Raw genomic sequence first — 24,196 nt, 5'->3', positions numbered from 1 at the left:
TCTTTGGTACTAAGCTTTACTTGGAGTAAAGCTCGACGATCAGGTGTTCGTTAATGTCCGCAGACAGATCGGTACGCTCAGGAATACGCTTGAACACACCTTCCATCTTAGTCGCATCAACTTCCAGCCAGGTTGGCTTTTCACGCTGCTCAGCCAGCTCCAGAGCGGCCTTCACGCGAGATTGCTTTTTGGCTTTCTCACGGATGCTGACGACATCATTCGGAGATACCTGATAAGAAGCGATGTTAACAACGCGGCCGTTAACCATTACAGACTTGTGGCTGACCAGCTGACGTGATTCTGCACGAGTAGCGCCAAAGCCCATACGGTAAACTACGTTATCCAGACGACCTTCCAGCAGAGCTAACAGGTTTTCACCGGTGTTGCCTTTCAGACGTGCTGCTTCTTTATAGTAGTTGCGGAACTGACGTTCCAGCACGCCGTAGATACGACGAACTTTTTGTTTTTCACGCAACTGGCCGCCGTAGTCAGACAGACGCGGTTTACGCGCACCATGCTGGCCAGGGGCTTGTTCAATTTTACACTTGGAATCAATCGCGCGAACGCCAGACTTCAGGAAAAGGTCTGTGCCCTCACGACGGCTCAGCTTGAGCTTAGGACCCAAATATCTTGCCATTTTCTTTCTCCAACTATCCTAAAAACGTGGCGTTATACGCGACGTTTTTTCGGCGGACGACAACCGTTGTGAGGGATCGGAGTCACATCAGTAATGTTCGTGATGCGGAAACCTGCGGCGTTCAGAGCACGAATTGTTGATTCGCGACCCGGACCCGGACCCTTAACCATAACTTCCAGGTTCTTAATACCGTAATCTTTAACGGCTTCTGCACAGCGCTCTGCAGCGACCTGAGCAGCAAACGGCGTAGATTTACGTGAACCGCGGAAACCGGAACCACCGGCGGTTGCCCAACCCAGCGCGTTACCCTGACGATCAGTAATGGTAACGATGGTGTTGTTAAAAGAAGCATGGACATGAGCCACGCCATCTGAGACTTGCTTTCTTACACGCTTACGTGCACGAACTGGTGCCTTTGCCATTATTTACTCACCCCGATTATTTCTTGATCGGTTTGCGCGGACCCTTACGGGTACGTGCATTGGTCTTAGTACGCTGACCGCGTACTGGCAGACCACGACGATGGCGCAAACCACGGTAGCAACCAAGGTCCATCAGACGCTTGATGCTCAGGGTGATTTCACGGCGCAGATCACCTTCAACAACGAATTTACCAACCGCATCACGCAGCTGATCAATTTGTTCTTCAGACAGCTCACTGATCTTAACATCTTCAGCGATACCCGTTGCAGCGCAAATGGCTTTAGAACGGGTCTTGCCGATACCGAAAATCGAAGTTAATGCGATAACGGTGTGTTTATGATCAGGAATGTTAATGCCTGCTATACGGGCCACTATGCACTCCTATAATTAAATAAATGCGCCCCATGCTGAAAAGCCCGTTTTCAGGATACTCAAATGGAAACGCATTGACATACAAAAGATTGGCTGGCTAATCTAGCCAGCTCAACCCGACTTTGCAAGAAAAATATGTGAAAAAATCAGCCCTGGCGCTGTTTATGCTTAGGCTCGGAGCTGCAGATCACACGCACGACGCCGTCGCGACGGATGATTTTGCAGTTACGACATAATTTCTTGACGGAAGCACGAACTTTCATTTTTACTCTCCGTAACTTCTCAAGCGCCTGAATTAACGGCCGTAGCCTTTCAGGTTTGCTTTCTTCAATGCAGACTCGTACTGACTAGACATCATCAGAGTTTGCACTTGAGCCATAAAGTCCATGATGACGACCACTACGATGAGCAGTGACGTACCGCCAAAGTAGAAGGGAACCTTCATCGCATCACGCATGAACTCCGGGATCAGGCAAATAAAAGTAATGTAGAGTGCGCCGATTAAGGTCAAACGCGTCATTACTTTATCGATATACTTCGCCGTTTGCTCTCCCGGACGAATCCCCGGTACGAATGCACCAGACTTCTTCAGGTTATCTGCGGTTTCACGCGGGTTGAAAACCAACGCCGTGTAGAAAAAGCAGAAGAAGATGATTGCAGTCGCATAGAGTAGCACATATAGCGGCTGTCCTGGCTGCAAATACAGCGAAATTGTTGTCAGCCAGTTCCAACCGGTACCGCCCCCGAACCAGGATGCTATCGTCGCGGGGAACAGAATAATGCTGGAAGCAAAAATAGCCGGGATTACGCCCGCCATGTTCACTTTCAACGGTAAATGTGTGCTCTGTGCAGCGTATACACGACGACCTTGCTGACGTTTCGCATAGTTCACCACAATGCGGCGCTGACCACGCTCAACGAAAACAACGAAGAAGGTCACTGCAAATACGAGAACTGCAACCAACAGCAACAGGAGGAAGTGCAGGTCACCTTGCCGCGCTTGCTCGATGGTATGGCCAATGGCCGGCGGAAGTCCCGCAACAATACCCGCGAAGATAATGATCGAAATACCGTTGCCGATACCTCGTTCAGTAATCTGTTCGCCCAGCCACATCAGGAACATTGTCCCAGTGACCAGACTGACAACAGCGGTAAAGTAGAAGGCAAAGCCTGGATTTAACACCAGGCCCTGCATTCCAGGCATATTCGGTAGACCGGTAGCAATACCGATCGACTGGAATATGGCCAATACCAACGTACCGTAGCGGGTATACTGGCTAATCTTACGACGGCCAGCCTCCCCTTCCTTCTTAATCTCCGCCAACGCTGGATGAACCACCGTCAGCAGCTGGATAATAATAGAGGCCGAAATATACGGCATAATACCCAGCGCGAAGATTGAGGCACGGCTGAGAGCACCACCAGAGAACATGTTGAACATTTCAATGATGGTGCCACGCTGTTGCTCAAGCAGTTTGGCAAGTACAGCGGCATCAATACCAGGGATCGGAATAAAAGAGCCAACTCGGAAGACAATCAGTGCACCGATTACAAACAGCAGTCTGCGTTTCAGTTCACCAAATCCGCCTTTGGCACTTTGAAAATCTAATCCCGGTTGTTTAGCCATCTGCTACTTATTCCTCGATTTTACCGCCAGCAGCTTCGATTGCAGCACGAGCACCTTTGGTGACACGCAGACCGCGAACCGTTACCGGTGCAGAAACTTCACCAGACAGAATCACTTTCGCGAATTCAATCTGAACACCGATAATGTTGGCTGCTTTCAGCGTGCTCAGGTCAACGATACCGCCTTCCACTTTCGCCAGATCAGACAGACGCACTTCTGCAGTCACGAATGATTTACGCGAGGTGAAGCCGAATTTCGGCAGACGACGGTACAGAGGCATCTGACCACCCTCGAACCCGCGACGTACGCCACCGCCAGAACGAGAGTTCTGACCTTTGTGACCACGACCACCGGTTTTGCCGAGGCCAGAACCGATACCACGACCCAGACGCTTAGAGGCGTGCTTGGAGCCTTCGGCCGGAGACAGAGTATTTAAACGCATCTGTTACTCCTCTACTTTCAGCATGTAAGAAATCGCGTTGACCATACCGCGTACTGCCGGCGTGTCTTCACGCTCAACAGTGTGGCCAATGCGACGCAGACCCAGACCAACCAGAGTGGCTTTATGCTTAGGCAGGCGGCCGATTGAGCTACGGGTTTGAGTGATTTTAATAGTCTTAGCCATCGTGATTACCCCAGAATTTCTTCAACGGATTTACCACGCTTGGCAGCGACCATTTCTGGAGAATTCATATTTTCCAGGCCGTCGATAGTTGCACGAACCACGTTAATCGGGTTGGTGGAACCATAGGCTTTAGCCAGAACGTTATGAACTCCAGCGACTTCCAGAACGGCGCGCATTGCACCGCCGGCGATGATACCGGTACCTTCAGAAGCCGGCTGCATGAACACGCGGGAACCCGTGTGCGCACCTTTAACCGGGTGCTGCAGGGTGCCGTTGGTCAGCGCGACATTAATCATGTTGCGACGGGCTTTCTCCATCGCTTTCTGGATCGCTGCCGGAACTTCGCGCGCTTTACCGTAACCAAAACCAACGCGGCCGTTACCATCACCCACTACAGTCAGTGCGGTGAAGGAAAAGATACGACCACCTTTCACAGTTTTAGAAACACGGTTTACCGCGATCAGTTTTTCCTGCAGTTCGCCAGCTTGTTTCTCGATGTGTGACATCCTAGACCTCTACCTTAGAACTGAAGGCCAGCTTCACGAGCAGCATCTGCCAGTGCCTGGACACGACCATGATATTGGAAACCGGAACGGTCGAAAGAAACATCTTTGATGCCTTTTTCGATAGCGCGCTCAGCAATAGCTTTACCTACTGCGGCAGCTGCATCTTTGTTGCCGGTGTACTTCAGTTGTTCAGAGATAGCTTTTTCTACAGTAGAAGCAGCAACCAGAACTTCGGAACCGTTCGGGGCGATTACCTGTGCGTAAATGTGACGCGGGGTACGATGTACCACCAGGCGAGTAGCACCCAGCTCTTTGAGCTTGCGACGTGCACGGGTCGCACGACGGATACGAGCAGATTTCTTATCCATAGTGTTACCTTACTTCTTCTTAGCCTCTTTGATACGCACGACTTCGTCGGCGTAACGGACACCCTTGCCTTTATACGGCTCAGGACGACGGTAGGCGCGCAAGTCAGCTGCAACCTGGCCGATCAGTTGTTTATCAGCGCCTTTCAGCACGATTTCAGTCTGAGTCGGACATTCTGCAGAGATACCCGCGGGCAGCTGATGATCAACCGGGTGAGAGAAACCCAGTGACAGGTTAACCACGTTGCCTTTAACGGCCGCACGATAACCAACACCAACCAGCTGCAGCTTCTTAGTGAAGCCTTCGGTAACACCGATAACCATGCCGTTCAGCAGTGCACGAGCGGTACCCGCTTGCGCCCAGCCGTTTGCAAAACCGTCGCGCGGAGCGAAGGTCAGTGCATTATCAGCATGTTTAACTTCTACGGCATTATTGATAGTACGAGTCAGCTCGCCGTTTTTACCTTTAATCGAAATTACCTGACCGTCGAGTTTTACCTCTACGCCGGCAGGAACAACGACAGGTGCTTTAGCAACACGAGACATAGTTTCCTCCGATTACGCTACGTAGCAGATAATTTCGCCGCCAAGACCAGCCTGGCGCGCTGCACGATCAGTCATGACACCTTTAGAGGTAGAAATAACAGCAATACCTAAACCCGCCATAACTTTCGGCAGCTCATCTTTTTTCTTATAGATGCGCAGACCTGGGCGGCTAACACGCTGAATGCTTTCTACAACAGCTTTACCCTGGAAATACTTAAGAGTCAGTTCCAGTTCCGGCTTGGTGTCGCCTTCGATTTTGAAATCTTCAATATAACCTTCTTCCTTCAGCACGTTGGCAATTGCCACTTTCAGCTTGGAGGAAGGCATGGTGACCGCAGCTTTGTTCGCGGCCTGACCGTTACGGATACGGGTCAGCATATCCGCGATCGGATCTTGCATGCTCATCTGTCTTTACTCCCGTGATTCAATTGGTGACAATTACCAGCTAGCCTTTTTCAGACCCGGGATTTCACCGCGCATAGCGGCTTCACGGACCTTGATACGGCTCAACCCGAACTTCCGCAGGAAACCGTGCGGACGACCTGTTTGACGGCAGCGGTTACGCTGACGAGACGGGCTGGAATCACGCGGCAGAGTCTGCAGCTTGAGAACAGCGTTCCAACGATCTTCGTCGGTTGCGTTCACATCAGAAATGATCGCTTTCAGTTCAGCGCGTTTTGCGAAGAATTTGTCTGCTAATTTCACACGCTTAACTTCGCGTGCTTTCATTGATTGCTTAGCCATTAAGTAACCCTACCTTACTTGCGGAACGGGAAGTCAAAGGCAGTCAGCAGAGCACGGCCTTCATCATCAGATTTCGCAGTAGTGGTAATGGTGATATCCAAACCACGAACGCGATCGACTTTGTCGTAGTCGATTTCTGGGAAGATGATCTGCTCACGAACGCCCATGCTGTAGTTGCCACGACCGTCGAATGACTTCGCGGACAAACCACGGAAGTCGCGGATACGCGGTACAGCAATGGTGATCAGACGCTCAAAGAACTCCCACATGCGCTCGCCGCGCAGAGTTACTTTACAGCCGATCGGATAGCCCTGACGGATTTTGAAGCCTGCAACTGATTTGCGTGCTTTGGTGACCAGCGGTTTTTGACCGGAGATGGCTGCCAGGTCTGCTGCTGCGTTATCCAGCAGTTTCTTGTCAGCGATCGCTTCACCAACACCCATGTTCAGGGTGATCTTCTCGACCCGAGGGACTTGCATGACAGAAGTGTAGCCAAACTCTGTCATGAGTTTCTGGACTACTTCGTCTTTGTAGTAATCATGCAGTTTCGCCATCGTACTACTCCAAATTACTTGATAGTTTCGCTGTTAGACTTGAAGAAACGGACTTTTTTGCCGTCTTCGAATCTAAAGCCTACACGGTCAGCCTTGCCGGTTGCCGCATTGAAGAGTGCAACGTTGGAAACCTGAATAGCGGCTTCTTTTTCAACGATGCCACCTGGCTGGTTCAGAGCCGGAACCGGCTTCTGGTGTTTCTTAACCAGGTTGATACCTTCAACGATGACCTTGCCAGAAGACAGGACATTCTTAACTTTACCGCGCTTACCTTTATCTTTGCCGGTCAGCACGATAACTTCGTCGTTACGACGGATTTTCGCTGCCATTGTTCGCTCCTTAGAGTACTTCTGGTGCCAGAGAGATAATTTTCATGAACTTTTCAGTACGAAGTTCACGAGTTACCGGCCCAAAAATACGTGTTCCGATTGGCTGCTCGCTGTTATTGTTCAAAATAACGCATGCGTTACCATCGAAGCGAATGACAGAACCGTCCGGGCGACGAACACCCTTCCTGGTGCGCACCACTACCGCCTTCAGGACATCACCTTTTTTCACCTTACCACGCGGAATTGCTTCCTTGATGGTAACTTTGATGATGTCGCCGACGCCTGCGTAGCGACGGTGCGAGCCACCCAGAACCTTGATACACATTACGCGACGTGCACCGGAGTTGTCGGCGACGTTCAGCATAGTCTGTTCTTGGATCATTTTAGTGCTCCGCTAATGTCAACTACTACTTCGGGACCCAGACTTCAGGTCGTTAGAAAGCCCCATATTTGAGGGCGCGGCATTATAACACCGGTTCTCACAGATGGGTAGAAAAAATGAACGGCTCAGCAATGGAGCCGCTTATTTTCCCTGATAACAGGGAGCGCGTATTCTAGGGAATAGTCTCAGCAGTAGCAAATGTAATCTGCCTTATTTTTCGACACTCGCCATTCCGCTTCTGATTGGGGGCTTTACTTCATCAGCTGCGCGGCCAGCTGATTGTGTCGGTAGAGCACTTTCGGCAGGTCGATGACCGTTAATTCCCCCTGGCGCACCACGACTTTTCCATTAATGACGCTGTAGGCCACCGGCCCTGGATTGCAGAAGACCAGCGCCGCGACCGGATCGTGCCCTGCCCCGGCCAGCCCCAGACGGTTGAGATCGAATATCGCCAGATCGGCCTGCATGCCTGGGGCGATGGCGCCGATATCATCGCGGTTCAGCACCTTCGCGCCGCCGCGCGTCGCCAGCTCCAGCGCCTGACGTGCGCTCATCGCGTCGGGGCCAAAGCCGACCCGCTGCAGCAGCATCGCCTGGCGCACCTCGCCGATCATATCGCCGCTGTCGTTGGAGGCGGAGCCGTCAACGCCCAGCCCGACGTTGACGCCTGCATCGCACATCTGCCGCACCGGCGCGATGCCGGAGGCGAGCCGCATATTAGAGCAGGGACAGTGCGCCACGCCGGTGCCAGTGCGCGCAAACAATTCGATGCCGTGATCGTCAAGCTTCACGCAGTGCGCATGCCAGACGTCATGCCCTACCCAGCCGAGGTCCTCGACATACTGCGCTGGCGTCATATTGAACTTCTCGCGGCTGTAGCGGATGTCACTCTCGTTCTCCGCCAGATGGGTGTGCAGCGAAACGCCGTAGTGACGCGCCAGCGCGGCGGACGTTTTCATTAGCTCGCGGCTGACGGAAAAGGGCGAACAGGGCGCCACCACGATACGCAGCATGGCGCCACGACCGCTGTCATGGTAGCGCTCAATCACCCGCTGCGTATCTTCCAGGATGTCGGCCTCTTTCTCCACCAGGCTGTCCGGCGGCAGCCCGCCCTGCTTCTGCCCCACGCTCATGCTGCCGCGGCTGGCGTGAAAGCGCATGCCCATTTCCGCCGCCGCGTCGATACTGTCGTCGAGCCGGCAGCCGTTGGGGTAGACATAGAGATGATCGCTGCTGGTGGTGCAGCCGGAGAGCATCAGCTCGGCCATCGCCGTTTGCGTCGAGACATGGATCATCTCTGGCGTCAGCTTCTGCCAGATGGGATAAAGGTGGGTCAGCCAGTTAAACAGCTCGCCGTTCTGTACGGAAGGCACCACGCGCGTGAGGCTCTGATACATATGGTGATGCGTATTGATCAATCCCGGTACGACGATGTGCCCTTTTAGATCGATGATCTCATCAGCATGCTGCGGCAGTGCTTCAGCCGCGCCAACCCCTTCAATCCTCTCTCCTTTGATATAGATACTGCCGTTGCGGATCTCCTGACGCGCATCATCCATACAGACCACGACTTCAGCGTTCTTCAATAACAGTGTCCGTTGCATCTCCTGACCCTTTTGCTGCAATGAGTGAGGGGTCGATAGTATCGTCTCTTTTTTCGCCATGCTAACAGAAGGGATCGCTGCCAGTAGTGGCACGGTCAGCAGAGAGCGACGTATGCGGTCTGGGGTTTCCTTTTTCACACGACTCATCCTTGTTCATGATAAACAGATACGGCATCGCTGCCGCCACATAAGCTCAATCATTATCAACAGGTCAGCCGGTGATATTTTGACCAATGTCGTAAACAAGGGCAGATTACAGGCAAAAAAAAACCCCCTGCCGAAGCAGAGGGTTTCTCCAGAAAAAACCGTTCTTATTACAGAACCGCTTTCTCTACAACGCGAACCAGAGTCCAGGATTTAGTCTTGGACAGCGGACGGGTTTCGCGGATTTCAACCACGTCACCAATACCGCATTCGTTGTTCTCGTCATGGATGTGCAGCTTAGTCGTACGCTTAATGAATTTACCGTAGATCGGGTGTTTCACGAAACGCTCGATAGCGACAACAGCAGATTTCTGCATTTTGTCACTAACAACACGACCTTGCAGAGTACGGATTTTATCGGTCATTACGCACCCGCCTTCTCAGTCAGTAAAGTCTTAACGCGTGCAACATCACGGCGAACCTGTTTCAGCAGATGAGTCTGCTGCAGTTGGCCAGATGCTGCCTGCATGCGCAGGTTAAATTGCTCACGCAGCAGATTAAGCAGCTCAGTGTTCAGCTCTTCAACGCTTTTTTCACGCAGCTCTGTTGCTTTCATTACATCACCGTCTTAGTAACAAAGGTGGTTTTGATAGGCAGTTTTGCTGCTGCCAGCTTGAAGGCTTCACGGGCCAGCTCTTCTGGTACGCCGTCCATTTCATACAGGACTTTACCAGGCTGAATCAGGGCAACCCAATACTCCACGTTACCCTTACCTTTACCCATACGCACTTCCAGCGGCTTCTCGGTGATCGGTTTGTCCGGGAATACACGGATCCAGATCTTACCTTGACGCTTAACTGCACGGGTCATAGCACGACGTGCTGCTTCGATCTGACGAGCAGTCAGACGACCACGGCCAACAGCTTTCAGACCGAAAGTACCGAAGCTAACATCCGTACCCTGCGCCAGACCGCGGTTGCGGCCTTTGTGCACTTTACGGAATTTTGTACGCTTTGGTTGTAACATCAGCGACTCTCCTTACTTACGGCCTTTACGCTGCTGCTTTTTAGGTTGAGCAGCCGGTTCCGGTTGTTCAACAGCAGCCATACCACCCAGGATCTCGCCTTTGAAGATCCATACCTTAACGCCGATTACACCATAAGTGGTGTGCGCTTCAGAGGTGTTGTAGTCAATGTCAGCACGCAGAGTGTGCAGCGGTACGCGACCTTCGCGGTACCATTCGGTACGTGCGATTTCCGCGCCGCCCAGACGGCCGCTAACTTCAACTTTGATACCTTTCGCGCCCAGACGCATGGCGTTCTGAACAGCACGCTTCATCGCACGACGGAACATCACGCGACGCTCCAGCTGTGAAGTGATGCTGTCAGCAACCAGTTTCGCGTCCAGTTCCGGCTTACGGACTTCGGCGATATTGATCTGTGCAGGGACGCCCGCGATGTTCGCGACGACCGTGCGCAGTTTTTCTACGTCTTCACCCTTTTTACCGATAACGATACCCGGGCGAGCGGTGTGAATGGTCACACGGATGCTCTTCGCCGGACGCTCGATAACGATGCGGGATACAGACGCTTTAGCCAGTTCTTTTGTCAGGAACTGACGAACTTTAAAATCGCTGTCCAGGTTGTCAGCGAATTCTTTGGTGTTCGCAAACCAGGTAGAGTTCCATGGTTTTACAATACCCAGGCGAATACCATTAGGATGTACTTTCTGACCCATTGCTAGTCTCCAGAGTCTCAGCGATCGGACACAACCACAGTAATGTGGCTGGTGCGCTTCAGGATGCGATCTGCACGACCTTTAGCACGCGGCATAATGCGCTTCATGCTCGGGCCTTCGTCTACGAAAATTTTCGCGACTTTCAGATCGTCGATATCAGCGCCATCGTTGTGTTCGGCGTTAGCAATGGCAGATTCCAGGACCTTCTTAACCAGTACAGCAGCTTTCTTGTTGGTGTAGGTCAGAATATCCAGAGCCTGCGACACTTTCTTACCGCGAATCAGGTCAGCAACCAGGCGAACCTTCTGAGCAGAAGAACGAGCATGGCGATGTTGAGCTAAAGTTTCCATCTCTTCCTCCTACTTATTTCTTCTTGGCTTTCTTATCTGCAGCGTGGCCGCGATAAGTACGTGTCGGTGCAAATTCACCCAGCTTGTGGCCGACCATTTCGTCGGAAACAAAGACAGGAACGTGCTGACGACCATTATGGACAGCGATGGTCAAACCGATCATGTTAGGGAAGATCGTTGAACGACGGGACCAGGTGCGCAGGGGCTTCTTGTCTCCGCTTTCCACCGCTTTCTCTACCTTCTTCAGCAAGTGCAGGTCAATAAAAGGACCTTTCTTGAGAGAACGTGGCATGGCTTATCCTCTAAAATTATTTGCTACGGCGACGTACGATAAATTTATCAGTACGCTTGTTGCTACGGGTCTTCTTACCTTTGGTCTGCACGCCCCACGGAGTGACCGGGTGCTTACCAAAGTTACGACCTTCACCACCACCGTGCGGGTGATCGACTGGGTTCATCGCGGTACCGCGAACGGTCGGACGAACACCACGCCAGCGAGTTGCACCAGCTTTACCCAGAACGCGCAGCATGTGCTCAGCGTTGCCGACTTCGCCCAGGGTCGCGCGGCAATCAGCTTCGATTTTACGCATTTCGCCTGAACGCAGACGCAGGGTAACGTAGGAACCTTCACGCGCAACGATCTGCACGTAAGCGCCAGCAGAGCGAGCGATCTGACCGCCTTTGCCCGGCTTCATTTCTACGTTATGCACGGTAGAACCCACCGGGATGTTACGCATCGGCAGGGTGTTGCCTGCTTTGATCGCAGCATCAACGCCAGACTGAATCTGGTCGCCGGCTTTCAGGCCTTTAGGGGCCAGGATATAACGGCGTTCGCCATCTTTGTACAGAACCAGTGCGATGTTCGCAGAACGGTTCGGATCGTACTCAAGACGCTCAACAACTGCCGGGATACCATCTTTGTTGCGTTTGAAGTCAACAATACGGTAAGCCTGCTTGTGACCACCACCGATATGACGGGTAGTGATACGACCATTGTTGTTACGACCACCGGATTTGCTGTTCTTTTCGATCAGCGGGGCAAAAGGTTTGCCCTTGTGCAGCTCAGGGTTTACCACTTTAACGACGTGGCGACGACCCGGAGATGTCGGTTTACATTTAACAACTGCCATTGTCTTTCTCCTCCGACTTACTCAGCGCCGCCGACGAAGTCCAGATTCTGGCCTTCCTTCAGGGTGACGTAAGCTTTTTTCCAGTCGCTGCGACGACCGATACGCTGTCCGTGACGCTTAGTTTTCCCTTTAACAACCAGGGTGTTCACGTCTTTAACTTCTACTTCGAACAGTTTTTCAACAGCAGCAACGATCTCTGCTTTGGTCGCGTCTTTCGCAACTTTGAGAACGATGGTGTTGGTTTTTTCCATCGCAGCAGACGCTTTTTCAGATACGTGCGGCGCGCGCAGTACTTTCAGCAGACGTTCTTCACGGATCATGCCAGCATCTCCTCAACTTGCTTAACTGCGTCAGCAGTCATAACGACTTTGTCGAAGGCGATCAGGCTAACTGGGTCGATACCCGCTGCATCGCGCACGTCAACCTTGTACAGGTTACGCGCAGCCAGGAACAGATTCTCATCCAGTTCACCGGTGATGATCAGCACGTCTTCCAGCGCCATGTCTTTCAGTTTCTGTACCAGCAGCTTGGTTTTCGGTGCTTCTACAGAGAACGTCTCGACAACGATCAGACGATCTTGACGTACCAGTTCGGACAGGATGCTTTTCAGCGCGCCGCGGTACATCTTTTTGTTAACTTTTTGACTGTGGTCCTGCGGACGCGCAGCGAAGGTCACGCCACCTGAACGCCAGATCGGGCTCTTTACAGAACCTGAACGCGCACGGCCGGTGCCTTTCTGACGCCACGGCTTTTTGCCTGAACCAGTTACTTCAGCACGCGTTTTCTGCGCGCGGGTACCCTGACGGGCGCCTGCAGCGTAAGCAACAACAACCTGGTGAACCAGCGCTTCGTTGAAATCACGACCGAAGGTAGTTTCGGAAACAGTCAGCGCGCTCTGCGCGTCTTTCAGTACTAATTCCATTGCTATCCCCTTACGCCTTCACAGCTGGTTTAACGATCAGGTCGCTACCGGTCGCACCCGGGACAGCACCTTTCACCAGCAGCAGGTTGCGCTCAGCGTCAACACGTACCACATCCAGGCTCTGAACGGTTACGCGCTCATTACCCAGCTGACCTGCCATTTTCTTGCCCTTGAACACTTTGCCCGGAGTCTGGTTCTGACCGATAGAACCCGGAACGCGGTGAGAAAGGGAGTTACCGTGGGTAGCGTCCTGGGTACGGAAGTTCCAGCGCTTAACGGTACCTGCGAAACCTTTACCTTTAGAGGTACCGGTTACGTCTACTTTTTTAACGTCAGCGAAAATTTCAACACTGATGCTCTGACCAACAGAGTACTCTTCACCTTCAACGGTGAGGAATTCCCACAGGCCACGGCCAGCTTCAACGCCAGCTTTAGCAAAATGACCAGCTTCAGGTTTGGTCACACGGTTCGCTTTTTTCGCACCGGTGGTAACCTGGATTGCCTGGTAACCATCGTTCTCCAGGCCTTTGACCTGAGTAACGCGGTTTGCTTCAACTTCGATTACGGTTACTGGGATTGAAACGCCGTCTTCAGTGAAGACGCGGGTCATGCCCACTTTTTTACCGACTAAACCAATCATTGTATCAACCTCTCAATCGCTCGATGACCTGATTAACCCAGGCTGATCTGCACGTCTACACCGGCAGCCAGATCCAGACGCATCAGAGCATCAACGGTTTTTTCAGTTGGCTCAACGATGTCTACCAGACGCTTGTGAGTGCGGATTTCGTACTGATCGCGCGCATCTTTGTTAACGTGCGGAGAGATCAGAACGGTGAAGCGCTCTTTGCGAGTCGGCAGCGGGATCGGACCGCGAACCTGCGCACCAGTGCGCTTGGCAGTCTCTACGATTTCCGCGGTTGATTGATCGATCAGACGATGATCAAACGCTTTAAGACGGATACGGATTCTTTGGTTCTGCATGAGACCAGAGCTCCAAACTTTTTATAGACGAAAAAAATTACTACTCTCACCCATTACGATTGATGGGGGAGTGTAATCGTTCAGCATATAACTCCACAGTTGGGAGTATTGTCAGGCGACCTAACATGCTGCCGCCTGCGATTCAGCTCGAATCGCGCTCGCCAATATCGGCAAGCCCGCGCATTATACGTAAATCTGCTCAGGAAGCAACCCGTGTTCTGTTTTTAACCCTGTTTTCTGCTGGCATTATTGCGGCGAGGCGGTAACGAGGAGAGTTTGAGGCGGGGGATGTCAGCTAGCCCGCTGAGCGTCGGCTGGCGACGAAAGCGGGCGGGCTTATACGATAATTCACAGCTTGATTACTCTTCTTCCCGGATTTGCGCCTGCAGGTAGTTCTGGATGCCCAGCTTAGTAATGAGGTCGAGCTCGGTTTCGATCCAGTCGATATGGTGCTCTTCATCCGCGAGGATTTCGATCATCATGTCGCGGCTGACGTAGTCGTGCACTTTATCCGCGTAGGCGATCGCCTCGCGCAGGTCTTTCGCCCCTTCCAGCTCGAGCTGCAGATCGGAGCGCAGCATCTCCTCGACATCTTCGCCAATGCGCAGCCGCCCTAAATCCTGCAGGTTGGGGATCCCCTCAAGAAACAGAATGCGTTCGATATATTTATCGGCGTGTTTCATTTCGTCGATGGACTCGTGGTACTCCGTGTCGTTGAGGCGCTGCAGGCCCCAGTTTTTGAACATTCGCGCATGAAGAAAGTACTGATTGATGGCAACCAGTTCATTTCCCAGCAATTTATTGAGATGGCTTATGATTTTAATATCGCCCTTCATTTTGCTTCCTCCGCTTCCAGTTAAATAACAGCGTAGATGCGGATAAAAAGAAGTCAAAAAAACGCGACAAAATATGGGGGTATTGCCCGTCAGGCAATCTCTTTATACAGCGGAGCGTGCTGCAGCTCATCTTCCATAATCTCGCGCGCCACGCGAATGCACTTGCCGCACTGCTTCCCGACTGGAACCAGCTGGCGCAGCTGTTGAATAGATTTTGGCTGATAGCGGCGAACCGCCTCACGGAGGGCTTTATCGCTGACGGCGTTACACAAACAGACGTACATTTACTGCTCACCTCGATCAATTAATGATCAAAGCTTAAATGAGAATAGTTTTTATTTCAAACCCAGGCTTAGTAGGGATAAGCCGTCGCGCCGGCAGCAGGCAAAAAAAAAAGAGCACCGAAGTGCTCTCTTTCTGCTCTGGTGGCCCGAAGGCCACCTCGCTAACGCAATTAAGCGATAACTTCAGCAACAACGCCCGCGCCAACGGTACGGCCGCCTTCGCGGATTGCGAAGCGCAGACCCTGGTCCATCGCGATCGGATGGATCAGAGTAACGGTCATTTTGATGTTGTCGCCCGGCATGACCATCTCAACGCCTTCCGGCAGTTCGATGTTGCCAGTCACGTCAGTAGTACGGAAGTAGAACTGCGGACGGTAGCCTTTGAAGAACGGAGTGTGACGACCGCCTTCTTCTTTGGACAGAACGTAAACTTCTGACACGAAAGTGGTGTGCGGCTTGATTGAGCCCGGCTTAGCCAGAACCTGGCCACGCTCGATCTCTTCACGCTTGATACCACGCAGCAGAACGCCGACGTTCTCACCAGCCTGACCCTGATCCAGCAGTTTGCGGAACATTTCAACGCCGGTACAGGTTGATTTCGCGGTGTCTTTGATGCCCACGATTTCAACTTCGTCGCCGACTTTCACGATGCCGCGCTCAACACGACCGGTAACAACGGTACCACGGCCAGAGATTGAGAATACGTCTTCGATCGGCAGCAGGAACGGCAGGTCGATAGCACGAACCGGATCCGGGATGTAGGTATCCAGGTGGCCAGCCAGCTCAACGATCTTCGCTTCCCACTCAGCGTCGCCTTCCAGCGCTTTCAGCGCTGAACCGCGAACGATCGGAGTGTCGTCGCCCGGGAAGTCGTACTGTGACAGCAGGTCACGCACTTCCATCTCAACCAGTTCCAGCAGCTCTTCGTCATCAACCATGTCACACTTGTTCAGGAACACGATGATGTAAGGCACGCCAACCTGACGACCCAGCAGGATGTGCTCACGGGTCTGCGGCATCGGGCCGTCAGTCGCAGCAACAACCAGGATAGCGCCGTCCATCTGCGCAGCACCGGTGATCATGTTTTTCACATAGTCGGCGTGGCCCGGGCAGTCAACGTGCGCGTAGTGGCGAGACGGGGTTTCATACTCAACGTGTGAAGTGTTGATGGTGATACCACGTGCTTTCTCTTCCGGCGCGTTATCGATCTGGTCGAATGCGCGAGCCTGGCCGCCGTAGGTTTTAGCCAGAACGGTGGTGATTGCTGCAGTCAGGGTGGTTTTACCGTGGTCAACGTGACCGATGGTGCCCACGTTTACGTGCAGTTTGTTACGTTGAAATTGCTCTTTCGCCATGGCGATAATCCTTACGTTATGCCTTCATCATTGATGAAGGCATCTGTTCACAATTTTTAAACCGTAGCCTTATTTGCTACGAGCTTCAATAACGGCCTGAGCGACGTTGTTCGGCGCATCATCGTACTTCAGGAACTCCATGGAGTAAGAAGCACGGCCTTTAGTCAGAGAACGCAACTGCGTCGCGTATCCGAACATTTCAGACAGCGGAACTTCAGCGTGAATCTGAACGCCGGTAGCGTTAGATTCCTGCCCTTTCAGCATACCACGACGACGGCTAAGGTCACCGATGACGTCACCGGTGTTCTCTTCCGGCGTCTCTACTTCAACCTTCATGATCGGCTCAAGCAGAACCGGCTGCGCTTTCTTAAAGCCATCTTTAAAGGCGATAGAAGCGGCCAGTTTAAACGCCAGCTCAGAGGAGTCGACATCATGGTAAGAACCGAAGTGCAGACGCACGCCCAGATCAACAACCGGGTAACCAGCCAGCGGGCCAGATTTCAGCTGTTCCTGGATGCCTTTATCAACCGCAGGGATGTATTCGCCAGGAATCACACCGCCTTTGATGTCGTTGACAAATTCGTAGCCTTTCGGGTTTGAACCCGGCTCCAGCGGGTACATGTCGATAACAACATGACCGTACTGACCGCGACCACCAGACTGCTTAGCGTGTTTACCTTCGATGTCGGTAACTTTAGAGCGAATCGCTTCGCGGTAAGCTACCTGCGGTTTGCCCACGTTCGCTTCAACGTTGAATTCGCGCTTCATGCGGTCAACGATGATGTCGAGGTGCAGCTCACCCATACCAGCGATGATGGTCTGGTTAGACTCTTCGTCAGTCCATACGCGGAATGACGGGTCTTCTTTAGCCAGACGACCCAGAGCCAGACCCATTTTTTCCTGGTCAGCTTTGGTTTTCGGCTCAACGGCGATAGAGATTACCGGCTCCGGGAACTCCATGCGCTCCAGGATGATCGGGTTGCTCGGATCGCACAGGGTGTCACCGGTGATCACGTCTTTCAGACCGATCGCAGCGGCGATGTCGCCTGCGCGAACTTCGCTGATCTCTTCACGTTTGTTGGCGTGCATCTGTACGATACGGCCGAAACGCTCACGCGCAGATTTCACTGAGTTCAGTACGGTGTCGCCTGAGTTCACCACGCCAGAGTAGACGCGGAAGAAGGTCAGGTTGCCCACGAACGGGTCGTTGGCGATTTTGAACGCCAGCGCAGAGAACGGCTCGCTGTCGTCAGCGTGACGCTCAGCAGGCGTGTCTTTACCGTCGTCCAGCATACCGTTGATAGCAGGAACGTCAGTCGGTGCCGGCAGGTATTCCACCACGGCATCCAGCATCGCCTGAACACCTTTGTTCTTGAACGCAGAACCACAGGTAACCAGGATAATTTCGTTGCGCAGTACGCGCTGACGCAGAGCAGTTTTGATCTCTTCTTCGCTCAGCTCGTCGCCGCTGAAGAATTTCTCCATCAGCTCTTCAGAAGCTTCTGCTGCCGCTTCGATCAGCTTGCCGCGCCACTCTTCAGCCAGTTCCTGCATGTCAGCCGGGATATCTTCGTAAACGAAGGTTACGCCCTGGTCAGCATCATTCCAGTTGATGGCTTTCATTTTGATCAGGTCAACGATGCCGGTGAAGTTCTCTTCAGCGCCAATAGCCAGCTGCAGCGGAACCGGAGTCGCGCCCAGACGGGATTCGATCTGACCAACTACTTTCAGGAAGTTCGCGCCCATACGGTCCATTTTGTTAACGAACGCGATACGCGGAACTTTATATTTGTTCGCCTGACGCCATACGGTCTCAGACTGCGGCTGCACGCCACCTACAGCACAGTAAACCATTACTGCGCCATCGAGCACACGCATTGAACGTTCTACTTCGATGGTGAAGTCAACGTGTCCAGGGGTGTCGATGATGTTGATACGGTGCGGCTCAAACTGCTTAGCCATACCGGACCAGAATGCGGTGGTCGCTGCAGACGTGATGGTGATACCACGTTCCTGCTCCTGCGCCATCCAGTCCATGGTCGCGGCGCCATCATGCACTTCACCGATTTTGTGGTTAACACCGGTGTAGAACAGGATGCGCTCGGTAGTCGTGGTTTTACCGGCGTCGATGTGTGCGCTGATACCGATGTTACGGTAGCGCGCAATGGGTGTTGTACGAGCCATTTGATTCCTCTGATTCTCGGGCGTTCAAAATTAGTCGAACCCAGCGGGTTTGCATTTTGCACGCCCGCTGGTTTAACAACAACTACGTGGCGATTACCAGCGGTAGTGAGCGAACGCCTTGTTGGCTTCAGCCATACGGTGAACGTCTTCACGTTTCTTAACTGCAGTACCTTTGTTTTCTGCAGCGTCAGAAAGTTCGTTCGCCAGGCGGAGAGCCATAGATTTATCACCGCGTTTACGAGCAGCTTCTACGATCCAGCGCATTGCCAGGGCATTACGACGAACCGGACGGACTTCTACTGGTACCTGGTAGGTAGAACCACCAACGCGACGTGACTTAACTTCGACAGTCGGACGCACGTTTTCGAGGGCTACTTCAAAGGCTTCCAGCTCGTTCTTACCAGAACGCTGAGCCAGGGTCTCAAGCGCGGTATAAACGATTGATTCAGCGGTAGATTTTTTACCATCTACCATCAGGATATTTACAAATTTGGCCAGCAGCTCTGATCCGAACTTAGGATCCGGCAGAATTTTACGCTGACCAATGACGCGACGACGTGGCATGGAAATACTCCGTTGTTAATTCAGGATTGTCCAAAACTCTACGAGTTTAGTTTGACATTTAAGTTAAAACGTTTGGCCTTACTTAACGGAGAACCATTAAGCCTTTGGCTTCTTCACGCCGTACTTGGAGCGAGCCTGCTTACGGTCTTTAACACCTGAGCAGTCCAGCGCGCCACGAACGGTGTGGTAACGCACACCTGGCAGGTCTTTAACACGACCGCCACGGATCAGGATCACGGAGTGTTCCTGCAGGTTATGACCTTCACCGCCGATATAGGAGGTAACTTCAAAACCGTTGGTCAGACGAACACGGCAAACTTTACGCAGTGCGGAGTTCGGTTTTTTCGGAGTGGTGGTGTACACACGAGTACAAACGCCACGTTTTTGCGGGCAAGCTTCCAGCGCAGGCACGTTGCTCTTTGCAACTTTGCGTACGCGTGGTTTGCGAACCAGCTGGTTAACTGTTGCCATTAAATAGCTCCTGGATTTGCTTTTGCTTCGTAAACACGTAATAAATCGCCCCGTATAACTACGAGGACGCAGAATTTTAGGGCTGAGCCAATAGGGTGTCAAGAAATAACCAGGCTTTGTACGCTACCAGGTCATTTGCTGCTGATGTTTTTCAGTGAGCGTGACGAAACCAGTATAGTCTACCGGCCTTATTTTGGCTGAAATTTGACCAGCAAGGCCGCGCGCGGTCACGTCCTCCGTCAGCACCCACAGGGTTGCCGGGGAAGCGAGTAGACGATTCAGGGCGCGGCTGCCCTCTAGCGCGCCCAGCACGCCATCCTGCAGCAGCAGCAGATCGTCTTGCGCCGTCAGCAGCAGCAGCAGCGTGTCGAGGTCGCTGTAATAGGGTGAATGCATCAGGGTATGCAGCATAGCGCGCTCTTAAAAGGTGATAATACGATCGTAGGTTGCCAGCTGCTGCTGCAGCGCCGCGGCGTCCAGAATGCCGACATCCATAATGCGGGCGCCCTCTTCCGCCAGCCCGCGCTCGCGCAGCGCCTCGCGGCTAATGTAGCAGTGCTCGATATCGTACAGCGCCAGCACGCCGAAGGTAGCGGCATGGTTGCGGGACAGAATGATCTCTGGCTGCTGGCCGGGCATCAGCTGCAAGACGCCGTCGCCGATAAAGAACAGGCCGATCGACTCACTCAGCGCGCCGGTCGCCAGCGCGGCGTCGAGCCCTTCCCGTCCGGCGCTGCTGCCGTGCGGCGCGCGGGTAAACACAAAGGCGACGCGATTCATTAAAACTGCACCAGTCGATCGCAGCTGAGCGCGGCTTCCGCCAGCGCGCCCAGACCGCTGAGTTCAAACCCCGGCTGCAGGTTGCTGCCTGCCAGCTGCAGCCGCTCCGCCTCCTGCGCGTCGGTGACGCCGCGGCGCAGCGCGGCCGCCACGCAAATATTGAGCGCCACGCCCTGCTCCTGCTGCAGCCGCAGCCAGGCGCGCACGATATCCGCCTCGTCGCTGGCCGGCGCGGTCAGCTGATTGGCGTTCAGCACGCCCTCGCGATAAAAGAACACGCTCTGTAGCTGATGCCCCGCCGCCAGCAGCGCGCGGGCGAACAGCAAGGCGCTGCTCGCCTGCTGCGTGCCATAGGCCGGCCCGGTCACCAGCAGGGTGTAGCGCATCAGCGCTCCTGCCCCTGAAAGTCGCCGTTCTTGAACTGACGAATATAGAGATAGACGGTGTGCTTAGAGATATTGAGGCGATCCGCAACCTGATTGATGGCGTCTTTGATGTCGAAGATGCCCTTCTCATAAAGATTGAGCACGATCTGCCGGTTCTTGGCGTTATTGGAGACGTTGCGATCGGCGCTCACCTCTTCAATGGTGAACTCCAGCGTCTGGGTCACCAGATCCTCCACCGAGCTGGCGAAGTTGACGTTGGAATCGACCTGATGCATTTCCGGTGGCATAAAGGTCGACATAATCTGCGAGAACGGCACATCGAGATTCATATTGATGCACAACAGCCCGATAACGCGCTGCTGGCGATTGCGTATTGCAATGGTGACCGACTTCATCAGCACACCGCTTTTGGCGCGAGTGAAGTAGGCGCGCGAGACGTTGCTGTCCGCGCCGTGCATATCGTGCAGCATACGCAGCGCCAGATCGGTAATCGGCGAGCCGACTTTACGCCCGGTGTGTTCGCCGTTGGCGATGCGCACCGCCGAACATTTCAGATCTTCCAGCGAGTGCAGCACGATTTCGCAGTGCGAACCGATCAGCATCGCCAGGCCGTCGACCACCGCCTCATAAGATTTGAGAATATCGTAGTCCGTCTGCTCAAACGGACGCTGCTCCAGTAAATCGAAGTCGCTCAGTTCGCCGGGATTGAATGGATTTGACATCGAAGACATTACCCTAAATGGCTGGAGCCTGTCTCAGCGCAGCGGGCAGACTCTTTTATTGGGAAAGTTGTGCAGGCGATAGTCTGGCAAATGTCGCACGCTTATGCCAGGGCTTTGTCATGGTGTGGAAATGAAACCGCCGCCCGAAGGCGGCGGTAGACAGATTATTGAGATTTCTTCGCGTCGGCGGCAGGCGCCTGCGCTTTCTCATCTGCTTTAGGCGCCGGTTTGATGTCGAGCAGTTCAACATCGAACACCAGCGTGGAGTTAGCCGGAATACCTGGCACGCCGTTTTTGCCGTAGGCGAGCTGCGGTGGGATCACCAGCTTGATTTTGCCGCCTTTCTTCACGTGCTTCAGGCCTTCGGTCCAGCCTGGGATCACGCCGTCAAGACGGAAAGAGAGCGGTTCGCCGCGCGTATAGGAGTTGTCGAACTCGGTGCCGTCGATCAGCGTGCCTTTATAGTTCACGACTACGGTGTCGCTGTCTTTCGGCGCGTCGCCGCTGCCCTCTTTCTCTACTTTATACAGCAGGCCAGATTCGGTTTTCTTCACGCCGCTCTCTTTGGCGAATTTGTCGGCGAAAGCGCTGCCTTTATCGGCGTTCTCTTTCGCGTCTTTCTCCATCTTCGCCTGCGCGGCGCCCTTCACGCGGCCTTCAAAGGCCTGCAGGGTCTGCTCGATCTCCTGGTCGGAGAGCTTGCTCTTACCGCCGAACGCATCCTGAACGCCCGCAATCAGCTGATCTTTGTCCAGCTTGATGCCCAGCTTCTCCTGTTCCTTCAGAGAGTTATCCATGTAGCGACCCAGCGAGGCGCCCAGCGCGTAGGCTGACTGCTGATCTTCATTTTTGAAGGCCGCATTTTTCGGTGCCTGCGGTGCCGCATCGGTTGCAGCAGGGGCTGCGGTCGCTTCGGCTGCCATCGCCAGCGGCGCGTTGAGCGCGATGGCCATGGTGGTGGCTAACATGGTGACTTTAAACAGTGATTTCATCCTTTCTCCAAAACCGAAGCTTGTTACCTCGGGAATTATTGCGGACTAAAGCTCCACACTATAGCGGTACGCGGCAGCGTCGAACACTCCCGCAGCGTAATTACCCGGCTCTCCTCCGACCTTTTTTGCATCAGGAAGTTTCATCAGAGATGATGCTGCCACCGGCGCTATTCAACCCCACGCAGGCGAGACGGCAAAGAAATCAGGTGATTCTGACCGAGGAAACCGTAGAATCAGCGCCTGATGCGAGATTCGCAGCGTCATACTATAAGGAGAGGTCATGCAACAATCAGAGTGGGAACAACGGCTTGAAGCACTGGAGAGCAAGCTGGCCTTTCAGGAGCTGACTATCGACCAGCTGAATCAGACGGTGGTGCAGCACGAGCTGGAGATGGCGAAGATGCGCGAGCAGCTGCGCCTGCTGCTGGATAAGCTAAAGGCGGCCGCGCCGTCGATGGTGGCGTCGCAGTCAGAAGAGACGCCGCCTCCGCATTACTGATATGTTCAGAATGGCTGCGCTACGCCGATGCTGCGTTGCTGCGTCAGCGTGAGATGCTCACATACCGCGGTATGCTCCGCTCTCCCGCTTCCTGGCGCCTTGCCTCGCCGCTTGCTCGCGCATTCTTCGCTCGCAAAAAGAGCAAAAGAAAAGGCCACCGTCTGGTGGCCTTGTCATCTGTCTCACACAGCTTAGTGGTTGCAGCCGCAACCGCCGTGGCTGCCGCAGCCGCCGTTGCCGTGATCGTGACCGTGGTCATGATCGTGGTCATGGTCGTGACCGTGCTCGCCGTGAACGTGGCCGTGCGCCAGCTCTTCCGGGGTCGCTTCGCGGATAGCGACAACTTCCACGTTGAAGTTCAGGTTCTGACCCGCCAGCATATGGTTGCCGTCAACCACCACGTGGTCATCTTCCACTTCGGTGATTTCGACCGGCACCGGGCCCTGATCGGTTTCCGCCAGGAAGCGCATGCCAACCTGCAGCTCGTCAACGCCCATAAACACATCTTTAGGCACGCGCTGCACCAGGTTGTCGTCGTACTGGCCGTATGCGTCGTTTGCCGGGATATGCACCTCAAACTTGTCGCCGACATCGTGATTTTCCAGCGCTTTTTCCAGACCAGAAATCAGGGAACCATGACCGTGCAGATAGTCTAACGGCGCACTTACCGGCGACTCGTCAACCAACACACCATCTTCTGTACGTACCTGATAGGCCAGGCTCACCACCAGGTCTTTTGCTACTTTCATGATATCTCCTAACCGTTGAGAACTGAGATCCCGTCTCATTGGTCTATTCTTGCGTGCAATAACACCAACCAGAAAGGTTCGGGGCTGAGGCCGCGCAGTCGCGACGCGTTTTACCTCAGCGTTAGTGGCGCCGATTGTATCGGAATTCAATCCCGCTGTAAGTTTAAGCGTAAAAAAAGCTGCGCCATTTCGCTACTCGGGATGGAAAATACCGATCACTTGCTCCTGGCTGCGAACCTGATCGCGAACCTGCTTATCCGCCTCGCGCATCTGGTGTCCGCATTTCACGCACTCCACGACGTCGACATTGTTTTCACGCCACATCGCCAGCGTGTCTTTTTCCTGGCAGTGCGGGCAAACCGCACCGGCAATAAATCGTTTACGCATGTTGAT

Annotated in this window: 41 protein-coding genes; 1 reads left to right on the top strand and 40 read right to left on the bottom strand. The window is 53.5% G+C overall.

Features of this window, described 5'->3' with window-relative positions; translation table 11 throughout:
• Positions 1-16 precede the first annotated feature (16 nt).
• The 38 genes from rpsD to fkpA all read right to left on the bottom strand — a co-directional run bounded on the left by rpsD (position 17) and on the right by fkpA (position 22,555).
• Entirely contained in the window at positions 17-637 is a 621-nt protein-coding gene (gene rpsD / locus MC269_RS01660; protein WP_081134611.1) for a 30S ribosomal protein S4, read from the bottom strand.
• Between the two features lie 32 nt (positions 638-669).
• Positions 670-1,059, bottom strand: coding sequence for a 30S ribosomal protein S11 (gene rpsK / locus MC269_RS01655; protein WP_004160563.1), 390 nt, complete (start codon positions 1,057-1,059; stop codon positions 670-672).
• A 16-nt stretch (positions 1,060-1,075) separates the two neighbouring features.
• Positions 1,076-1,432 (bottom strand): 30S ribosomal protein S13, encoded by a 357-nt coding sequence (gene rpsM, locus MC269_RS01650; protein WP_033752934.1) that lies wholly within the window; start codon positions 1,430-1,432, stop codon positions 1,076-1,078.
• 146 nt (positions 1,433-1,578) lie between these two features.
• Positions 1,579-1,695: a 50S ribosomal protein L36 gene (gene rpmJ, locus MC269_RS01645; protein ID WP_071813610.1), complete on the bottom strand. Its 117-nt coding sequence runs from the start codon at positions 1,693-1,695 to the stop codon at positions 1,579-1,581.
• A 32-nt stretch (positions 1,696-1,727) separates the two neighbouring features.
• Complete coding sequence (gene secY / locus MC269_RS01640; RefSeq protein WP_081134613.1) at positions 1,728-3,059, bottom strand: preprotein translocase subunit SecY; 1,332 nt, start codon at positions 3,057-3,059, stop codon at positions 1,728-1,730.
• 7 nt (positions 3,060-3,066) lie between these two features.
• The gene (gene rplO / locus MC269_RS01635; protein ID WP_033752938.1) at positions 3,067-3,501 is read right to left on the bottom strand and encodes a 50S ribosomal protein L15; all 435 of its coding nucleotides are present in this window, start codon (positions 3,499-3,501) and stop codon (positions 3,067-3,069) included.
• Between the two features lie 3 nt (positions 3,502-3,504).
• Positions 3,505-3,684 (bottom strand): 50S ribosomal protein L30, encoded by a 180-nt coding sequence (rpmD, locus tag MC269_RS01630; protein WP_021186404.1) that lies wholly within the window; start codon positions 3,682-3,684, stop codon positions 3,505-3,507.
• Positions 3,685-3,689: 5 nt separating this feature from the next.
• On the bottom strand, positions 3,690-4,190 hold the full coding sequence (gene rpsE / locus MC269_RS01625; RefSeq protein ID WP_033792403.1) for a 30S ribosomal protein S5: 501 nt from the start codon (positions 4,188-4,190) through the stop codon (positions 3,690-3,692).
• A 14-nt stretch (positions 4,191-4,204) separates the two neighbouring features.
• Positions 4,205-4,558: a 50S ribosomal protein L18 gene (gene rplR, locus MC269_RS01620; RefSeq protein ID WP_033752941.1), complete on the bottom strand. Its 354-nt coding sequence runs from the start codon at positions 4,556-4,558 to the stop codon at positions 4,205-4,207.
• Between the two features lie 9 nt (positions 4,559-4,567).
• Positions 4,568-5,101, bottom strand: a complete 534-nt coding sequence (gene rplF, locus MC269_RS01615) for a 50S ribosomal protein L6 (protein WP_033752942.1) — start codon at positions 5,099-5,101, stop codon at positions 4,568-4,570.
• Positions 5,102-5,113: 12 nt separating this feature from the next.
• Complete coding sequence (rpsH, locus tag MC269_RS01610; RefSeq protein WP_081134615.1) at positions 5,114-5,506, bottom strand: 30S ribosomal protein S8; 393 nt, start codon at positions 5,504-5,506, stop codon at positions 5,114-5,116.
• 33 nt (positions 5,507-5,539) lie between these two features.
• Positions 5,540-5,845, bottom strand: a complete 306-nt coding sequence (gene rpsN, locus MC269_RS01605; RefSeq protein WP_033752945.1) for a 30S ribosomal protein S14 — start codon at positions 5,843-5,845, stop codon at positions 5,540-5,542.
• A 14-nt stretch (positions 5,846-5,859) separates the two neighbouring features.
• Positions 5,860-6,399 carry a 50S ribosomal protein L5 gene (gene rplE, locus MC269_RS01600; protein WP_081134617.1) on the bottom strand — a complete coding sequence of 180 codons (540 nt, stop codon included), beginning with the start codon at positions 6,397-6,399 and terminating at the stop codon, positions 5,860-5,862.
• Between the two features lie 14 nt (positions 6,400-6,413).
• On the bottom strand, positions 6,414-6,728 hold the full coding sequence (gene rplX, locus MC269_RS01595) for a 50S ribosomal protein L24 (RefSeq protein ID WP_003850150.1): 315 nt from the start codon (positions 6,726-6,728) through the stop codon (positions 6,414-6,416).
• 10 nt (positions 6,729-6,738) lie between these two features.
• Complete coding sequence (rplN, locus tag MC269_RS01590) at positions 6,739-7,110, bottom strand: 50S ribosomal protein L14 (protein WP_006120590.1); 372 nt, start codon at positions 7,108-7,110, stop codon at positions 6,739-6,741.
• 251 nt (positions 7,111-7,361) lie between these two features.
• A complete protein-coding gene (locus tag MC269_RS01585; protein ID WP_239953546.1) occupies positions 7,362-8,714 on the bottom strand; it encodes an 8-oxoguanine deaminase in 1,353 nt (450 codons plus the stop codon).
• 314 nt (positions 8,715-9,028) lie between these two features.
• A complete protein-coding gene (gene rpsQ / locus MC269_RS01580) occupies positions 9,029-9,283 on the bottom strand; it encodes a 30S ribosomal protein S17 (protein WP_081134621.1) in 255 nt (84 codons plus the stop codon).
• Positions 9,283-9,474 carry a 50S ribosomal protein L29 gene (gene rpmC, locus MC269_RS01575; protein WP_025902044.1) on the bottom strand — a complete coding sequence of 64 codons (192 nt, stop codon included), beginning with the start codon at positions 9,472-9,474 and terminating at the stop codon, positions 9,283-9,285. Before rpmC ends, rpsQ begins: the two co-directional genes overlap by 1 nt.
• The gene (gene rplP, locus MC269_RS01570; protein ID WP_002438716.1) at positions 9,474-9,884 is read right to left on the bottom strand and encodes a 50S ribosomal protein L16; all 411 of its coding nucleotides are present in this window, start codon (positions 9,882-9,884) and stop codon (positions 9,474-9,476) included. Before rplP ends, rpmC begins: the two co-directional genes overlap by 1 nt.
• Positions 9,885-9,896: 12 nt before the next feature.
• Positions 9,897-10,595 carry a 30S ribosomal protein S3 gene (gene rpsC, locus MC269_RS01565; RefSeq protein ID WP_009087585.1) on the bottom strand — a complete coding sequence of 233 codons (699 nt, stop codon included), beginning with the start codon at positions 10,593-10,595 and terminating at the stop codon, positions 9,897-9,899.
• A gap of 17 nt (positions 10,596-10,612) precedes the next feature.
• Entirely contained in the window at positions 10,613-10,945 is a 333-nt protein-coding gene (gene rplV, locus MC269_RS01560; protein WP_002919773.1) for a 50S ribosomal protein L22, read from the bottom strand.
• A 13-nt stretch (positions 10,946-10,958) separates the two neighbouring features.
• Complete coding sequence (rpsS, locus tag MC269_RS01555) at positions 10,959-11,237, bottom strand: 30S ribosomal protein S19 (RefSeq protein ID WP_001138115.1); 279 nt, start codon at positions 11,235-11,237, stop codon at positions 10,959-10,961.
• Positions 11,238-11,253: 16 nt separating this feature from the next.
• Positions 11,254-12,075, bottom strand: coding sequence for a 50S ribosomal protein L2 (rplB, locus tag MC269_RS01550; protein WP_033752967.1), 822 nt, complete (start codon positions 12,073-12,075; stop codon positions 11,254-11,256).
• Positions 12,076-12,092: 17 nt separating this feature from the next.
• On the bottom strand, positions 12,093-12,395 hold the full coding sequence (gene rplW, locus MC269_RS01545) for a 50S ribosomal protein L23 (protein WP_033752969.1): 303 nt from the start codon (positions 12,393-12,395) through the stop codon (positions 12,093-12,095).
• Positions 12,392-12,997: a 50S ribosomal protein L4 gene (rplD, locus tag MC269_RS01540; protein WP_033752971.1), complete on the bottom strand. Its 606-nt coding sequence runs from the start codon at positions 12,995-12,997 to the stop codon at positions 12,392-12,394. Before rplD ends, rplW begins: the two co-directional genes overlap by 4 nt.
• Positions 12,998-13,007: 10 nt before the next feature.
• Positions 13,008-13,637 carry a 50S ribosomal protein L3 gene (gene rplC / locus MC269_RS01535; protein ID WP_033752973.1) on the bottom strand — a complete coding sequence of 210 codons (630 nt, stop codon included), beginning with the start codon at positions 13,635-13,637 and terminating at the stop codon, positions 13,008-13,010.
• A 32-nt stretch (positions 13,638-13,669) separates the two neighbouring features.
• Positions 13,670-13,981 (bottom strand): 30S ribosomal protein S10, encoded by a 312-nt coding sequence (gene rpsJ / locus MC269_RS01530; protein WP_001181005.1) that lies wholly within the window; start codon positions 13,979-13,981, stop codon positions 13,670-13,672.
• A gap of 359 nt (positions 13,982-14,340) precedes the next feature.
• Entirely contained in the window at positions 14,341-14,817 is a 477-nt protein-coding gene (bfr, locus tag MC269_RS01525; protein ID WP_239953544.1) for a bacterioferritin, read from the bottom strand.
• A gap of 89 nt (positions 14,818-14,906) precedes the next feature.
• On the bottom strand, positions 14,907-15,101 hold the full coding sequence (bfd, locus tag MC269_RS01520; protein WP_081134626.1) for a bacterioferritin-associated ferredoxin: 195 nt from the start codon (positions 15,099-15,101) through the stop codon (positions 14,907-14,909).
• Between the two features lie 170 nt (positions 15,102-15,271).
• A complete protein-coding gene (gene tuf / locus MC269_RS01515) occupies positions 15,272-16,456 on the bottom strand; it encodes an elongation factor Tu (RefSeq protein ID WP_033752981.1) in 1,185 nt (394 codons plus the stop codon).
• Positions 16,457-16,525: 69 nt separating this feature from the next.
• Entirely contained in the window at positions 16,526-18,640 is a 2,115-nt protein-coding gene (fusA, locus tag MC269_RS01510; RefSeq protein ID WP_081136652.1) for an elongation factor G, read from the bottom strand.
• A gap of 93 nt (positions 18,641-18,733) precedes the next feature.
• On the bottom strand, positions 18,734-19,204 hold the full coding sequence (gene rpsG, locus MC269_RS01505) for a 30S ribosomal protein S7 (protein WP_013510774.1): 471 nt from the start codon (positions 19,202-19,204) through the stop codon (positions 18,734-18,736).
• 96 nt (positions 19,205-19,300) lie between these two features.
• Positions 19,301-19,675, bottom strand: a complete 375-nt coding sequence (gene rpsL / locus MC269_RS01500; protein WP_003852912.1) for a 30S ribosomal protein S12 — start codon at positions 19,673-19,675, stop codon at positions 19,301-19,303.
• A gap of 123 nt (positions 19,676-19,798) precedes the next feature.
• Positions 19,799-20,086: a sulfurtransferase complex subunit TusB gene (gene tusB / locus MC269_RS01495; protein ID WP_081136650.1), complete on the bottom strand. Its 288-nt coding sequence runs from the start codon at positions 20,084-20,086 to the stop codon at positions 19,799-19,801.
• A 9-nt stretch (positions 20,087-20,095) separates the two neighbouring features.
• On the bottom strand, positions 20,096-20,455 hold the full coding sequence (gene tusC, locus MC269_RS01490; RefSeq protein ID WP_239953542.1) for a sulfurtransferase complex subunit TusC: 360 nt from the start codon (positions 20,453-20,455) through the stop codon (positions 20,096-20,098).
• On the bottom strand, positions 20,455-20,841 hold the full coding sequence (gene tusD, locus MC269_RS01485; protein WP_081136646.1) for a sulfurtransferase complex subunit TusD: 387 nt from the start codon (positions 20,839-20,841) through the stop codon (positions 20,455-20,457). The genes tusC and tusD overlap by 1 nt, the downstream gene beginning before the upstream one ends.
• Positions 20,841-21,563, bottom strand: coding sequence for a transcriptional regulator (locus MC269_RS01480; RefSeq protein ID WP_081136668.1), 723 nt, complete (start codon positions 21,561-21,563; stop codon positions 20,841-20,843). The genes tusD and MC269_RS01480 overlap by 1 nt, the downstream gene beginning before the upstream one ends.
• Positions 21,564-21,727: 164 nt before the next feature.
• Positions 21,728-22,555, bottom strand: a complete 828-nt coding sequence (gene fkpA / locus MC269_RS01475; protein WP_081136645.1) for an FKBP-type peptidyl-prolyl cis-trans isomerase — start codon at positions 22,553-22,555, stop codon at positions 21,728-21,730.
• Between the two features lie 280 nt (positions 22,556-22,835).
• Between fkpA and MC269_RS01470 the strand changes: the two genes are divergently transcribed.
• On the top strand, positions 22,836-23,054 hold the full coding sequence (locus MC269_RS01470) for a protein SlyX (protein WP_081136643.1): 219 nt from the start codon (positions 22,836-22,838) through the stop codon (positions 23,052-23,054).
• Between the two features lie 191 nt (positions 23,055-23,245).
• Here the strand turns inward: MC269_RS01470 and slyD are convergent, their stop codons facing one another.
• Both slyD and MC269_RS01460 read right to left on the bottom strand, forming a co-directional pair.
• Positions 23,246-23,803: a peptidylprolyl isomerase gene (gene slyD / locus MC269_RS01465; protein ID WP_081136641.1), complete on the bottom strand. Its 558-nt coding sequence runs from the start codon at positions 23,801-23,803 to the stop codon at positions 23,246-23,248.
• Between the two features lie 192 nt (positions 23,804-23,995).
• On the bottom strand, positions 23,996-24,196 hold the full coding sequence (locus MC269_RS01460; RefSeq protein WP_167376551.1) for a YheV family putative zinc ribbon protein: 201 nt from the start codon (positions 24,194-24,196) through the stop codon (positions 23,996-23,998).

The sequence above is a fragment of the Pantoea sp. Z09 genome, assembly GCF_022394795.1.
In the GTDB taxonomy this organism is placed as follows: Bacteria; Pseudomonadota; Gammaproteobacteria; order Enterobacterales; family Enterobacteriaceae; genus Pantoea; species Pantoea latae.
Note: the sequence above shows the minus strand (reverse complement) of the source record. Positions and strands in the feature narration are given on the sequence as shown.

Coding starts and splice junctions, on each gene's coding strand:
- rpsD (WP_081134611.1), bottom strand. CDS start 637: ATGGCAAGATATTTGGGTCCTAAGCTCAAGCTGAGCCGTCGTGAGGGC.
- rpsK (WP_004160563.1), bottom strand. CDS start 1,059: ATGGCAAAGGCACCAGTTCGTGCACGTAAGCGTGTAAGAAAGCAAGTC.
- rpmJ (WP_071813610.1), bottom strand. CDS start 1,695: ATGAAAGTTCGTGCTTCCGTCAAGAAATTATGTCGTAACTGCAAAATC.
- secY (WP_081134613.1), bottom strand. CDS start 3,059: ATGGCTAAACAACCGGGATTAGATTTTCAAAGTGCCAAAGGCGGATTT.
- rplO (WP_033752938.1), bottom strand. CDS start 3,501: ATGCGTTTAAATACTCTGTCTCCGGCCGAAGGCTCCAAGCACGCCTCT.
- rpmD (WP_021186404.1), bottom strand. CDS start 3,684: ATGGCTAAGACTATTAAAATCACTCAAACCCGTAGCTCAATCGGCCGC.
- rpsE (WP_033792403.1), bottom strand. CDS start 4,190: ATGTCACACATCGAGAAACAAGCTGGCGAACTGCAGGAAAAACTGATC.
- rplR (WP_033752941.1), bottom strand. CDS start 4,558: ATGGATAAGAAATCTGCTCGTATCCGTCGTGCGACCCGTGCACGTCGC.
- rplF (WP_033752942.1), bottom strand. CDS start 5,101: ATGTCTCGTGTTGCTAAAGCACCTGTCGTTGTTCCTGCCGGCGTAGAG.
- rpsH (WP_081134615.1), bottom strand. CDS start 5,506: ATGAGCATGCAAGATCCGATCGCGGATATGCTGACCCGTATCCGTAAC.
- rpsN (WP_033752945.1), bottom strand. CDS start 5,845: ATGGCTAAGCAATCAATGAAAGCACGCGAAGTTAAGCGTGTGAAATTA.
- rplE (WP_081134617.1), bottom strand. CDS start 6,399: ATGGCGAAACTGCATGATTACTACAAAGACGAAGTAGTCCAGAAACTC.
- rplX (WP_003850150.1), bottom strand. CDS start 6,728: ATGGCAGCGAAAATCCGTCGTAACGACGAAGTTATCGTGCTGACCGGC.
- rplN (WP_006120590.1), bottom strand. CDS start 7,110: ATGATCCAAGAACAGACTATGCTGAACGTCGCCGACAACTCCGGTGCA.
- MC269_RS01585 (WP_239953546.1), bottom strand. CDS start 8,714: ATGCAACGGACACTGTTATTGAAGAACGCTGAAGTCGTGGTCTGTATG.
- rpsQ (WP_081134621.1), bottom strand. CDS start 9,283: ATGACCGATAAAATCCGTACTCTGCAAGGTCGTGTTGTTAGTGACAAA.
- rpmC (WP_025902044.1), bottom strand. CDS start 9,474: ATGAAAGCAACAGAGCTGCGTGAAAAAAGCGTTGAAGAGCTGAACACT.
- rplP (WP_002438716.1), bottom strand. CDS start 9,884: ATGTTACAACCAAAGCGTACAAAATTCCGTAAAGTGCACAAAGGCCGC.
- rpsC (WP_009087585.1), bottom strand. CDS start 10,595: ATGGGTCAGAAAGTACATCCTAATGGTATTCGCCTGGGTATTGTAAAA.
- rplV (WP_002919773.1), bottom strand. CDS start 10,945: ATGGAAACTTTAGCTCAACATCGCCATGCTCGTTCTTCTGCTCAGAAG.
- rpsS (WP_001138115.1), bottom strand. CDS start 11,237: ATGCCACGTTCTCTCAAGAAAGGTCCTTTTATTGACCTGCACTTGCTG.
- rplB (WP_033752967.1), bottom strand. CDS start 12,075: ATGGCAGTTGTTAAATGTAAACCGACATCTCCGGGTCGTCGCCACGTC.
- rplW (WP_033752969.1), bottom strand. CDS start 12,395: ATGATCCGTGAAGAACGTCTGCTGAAAGTACTGCGCGCGCCGCACGTA.
- rplD (WP_033752971.1), bottom strand. CDS start 12,997: ATGGAATTAGTACTGAAAGACGCGCAGAGCGCGCTGACTGTTTCCGAA.
- rplC (WP_033752973.1), bottom strand. CDS start 13,637: ATGATTGGTTTAGTCGGTAAAAAAGTGGGCATGACCCGCGTCTTCACT.
- rpsJ (WP_001181005.1), bottom strand. CDS start 13,981: ATGCAGAACCAAAGAATCCGTATCCGTCTTAAAGCGTTTGATCATCGT.
- bfr (WP_239953544.1), bottom strand. CDS start 14,817: ATGAAGGGCGATATTAAAATCATAAGCCATCTCAATAAATTGCTGGGA.
- bfd (WP_081134626.1), bottom strand. CDS start 15,101: ATGTACGTCTGTTTGTGTAACGCCGTCAGCGATAAAGCCCTCCGTGAG.
- tuf (WP_033752981.1), bottom strand. CDS start 16,456: ATGGCGAAAGAGCAATTTCAACGTAACAAACTGCACGTAAACGTGGGC.
- fusA (WP_081136652.1), bottom strand. CDS start 18,640: ATGGCTCGTACAACACCCATTGCGCGCTACCGTAACATCGGTATCAGC.
- rpsG (WP_013510774.1), bottom strand. CDS start 19,204: ATGCCACGTCGTCGCGTCATTGGTCAGCGTAAAATTCTGCCGGATCCT.
- rpsL (WP_003852912.1), bottom strand. CDS start 19,675: ATGGCAACAGTTAACCAGCTGGTTCGCAAACCACGCGTACGCAAAGTT.
- tusB (WP_081136650.1), bottom strand. CDS start 20,086: ATGCTGCATACCCTGATGCATTCACCCTATTACAGCGACCTCGACACG.
- tusC (WP_239953542.1), bottom strand. CDS start 20,455: ATGAATCGCGTCGCCTTTGTGTTTACCCGCGCGCCGCACGGCAGCAGC.
- tusD (WP_081136646.1), bottom strand. CDS start 20,841: ATGCGCTACACCCTGCTGGTGACCGGGCCGGCCTATGGCACGCAGCAG.
- MC269_RS01480 (WP_081136668.1), bottom strand. CDS start 21,563: ATGTCAAATCCATTCAATCCCGGCGAACTGAGCGACTTCGATTTACTG.
- fkpA (WP_081136645.1), bottom strand. CDS start 22,555: ATGAAATCACTGTTTAAAGTCACCATGTTAGCCACCACCATGGCCATC.
- MC269_RS01470 (WP_081136643.1), top strand. CDS start 22,836: ATGCAACAATCAGAGTGGGAACAACGGCTTGAAGCACTGGAGAGCAAG.
- slyD (WP_081136641.1), bottom strand. CDS start 23,803: ATGAAAGTAGCAAAAGACCTGGTGGTGAGCCTGGCCTATCAGGTACGT.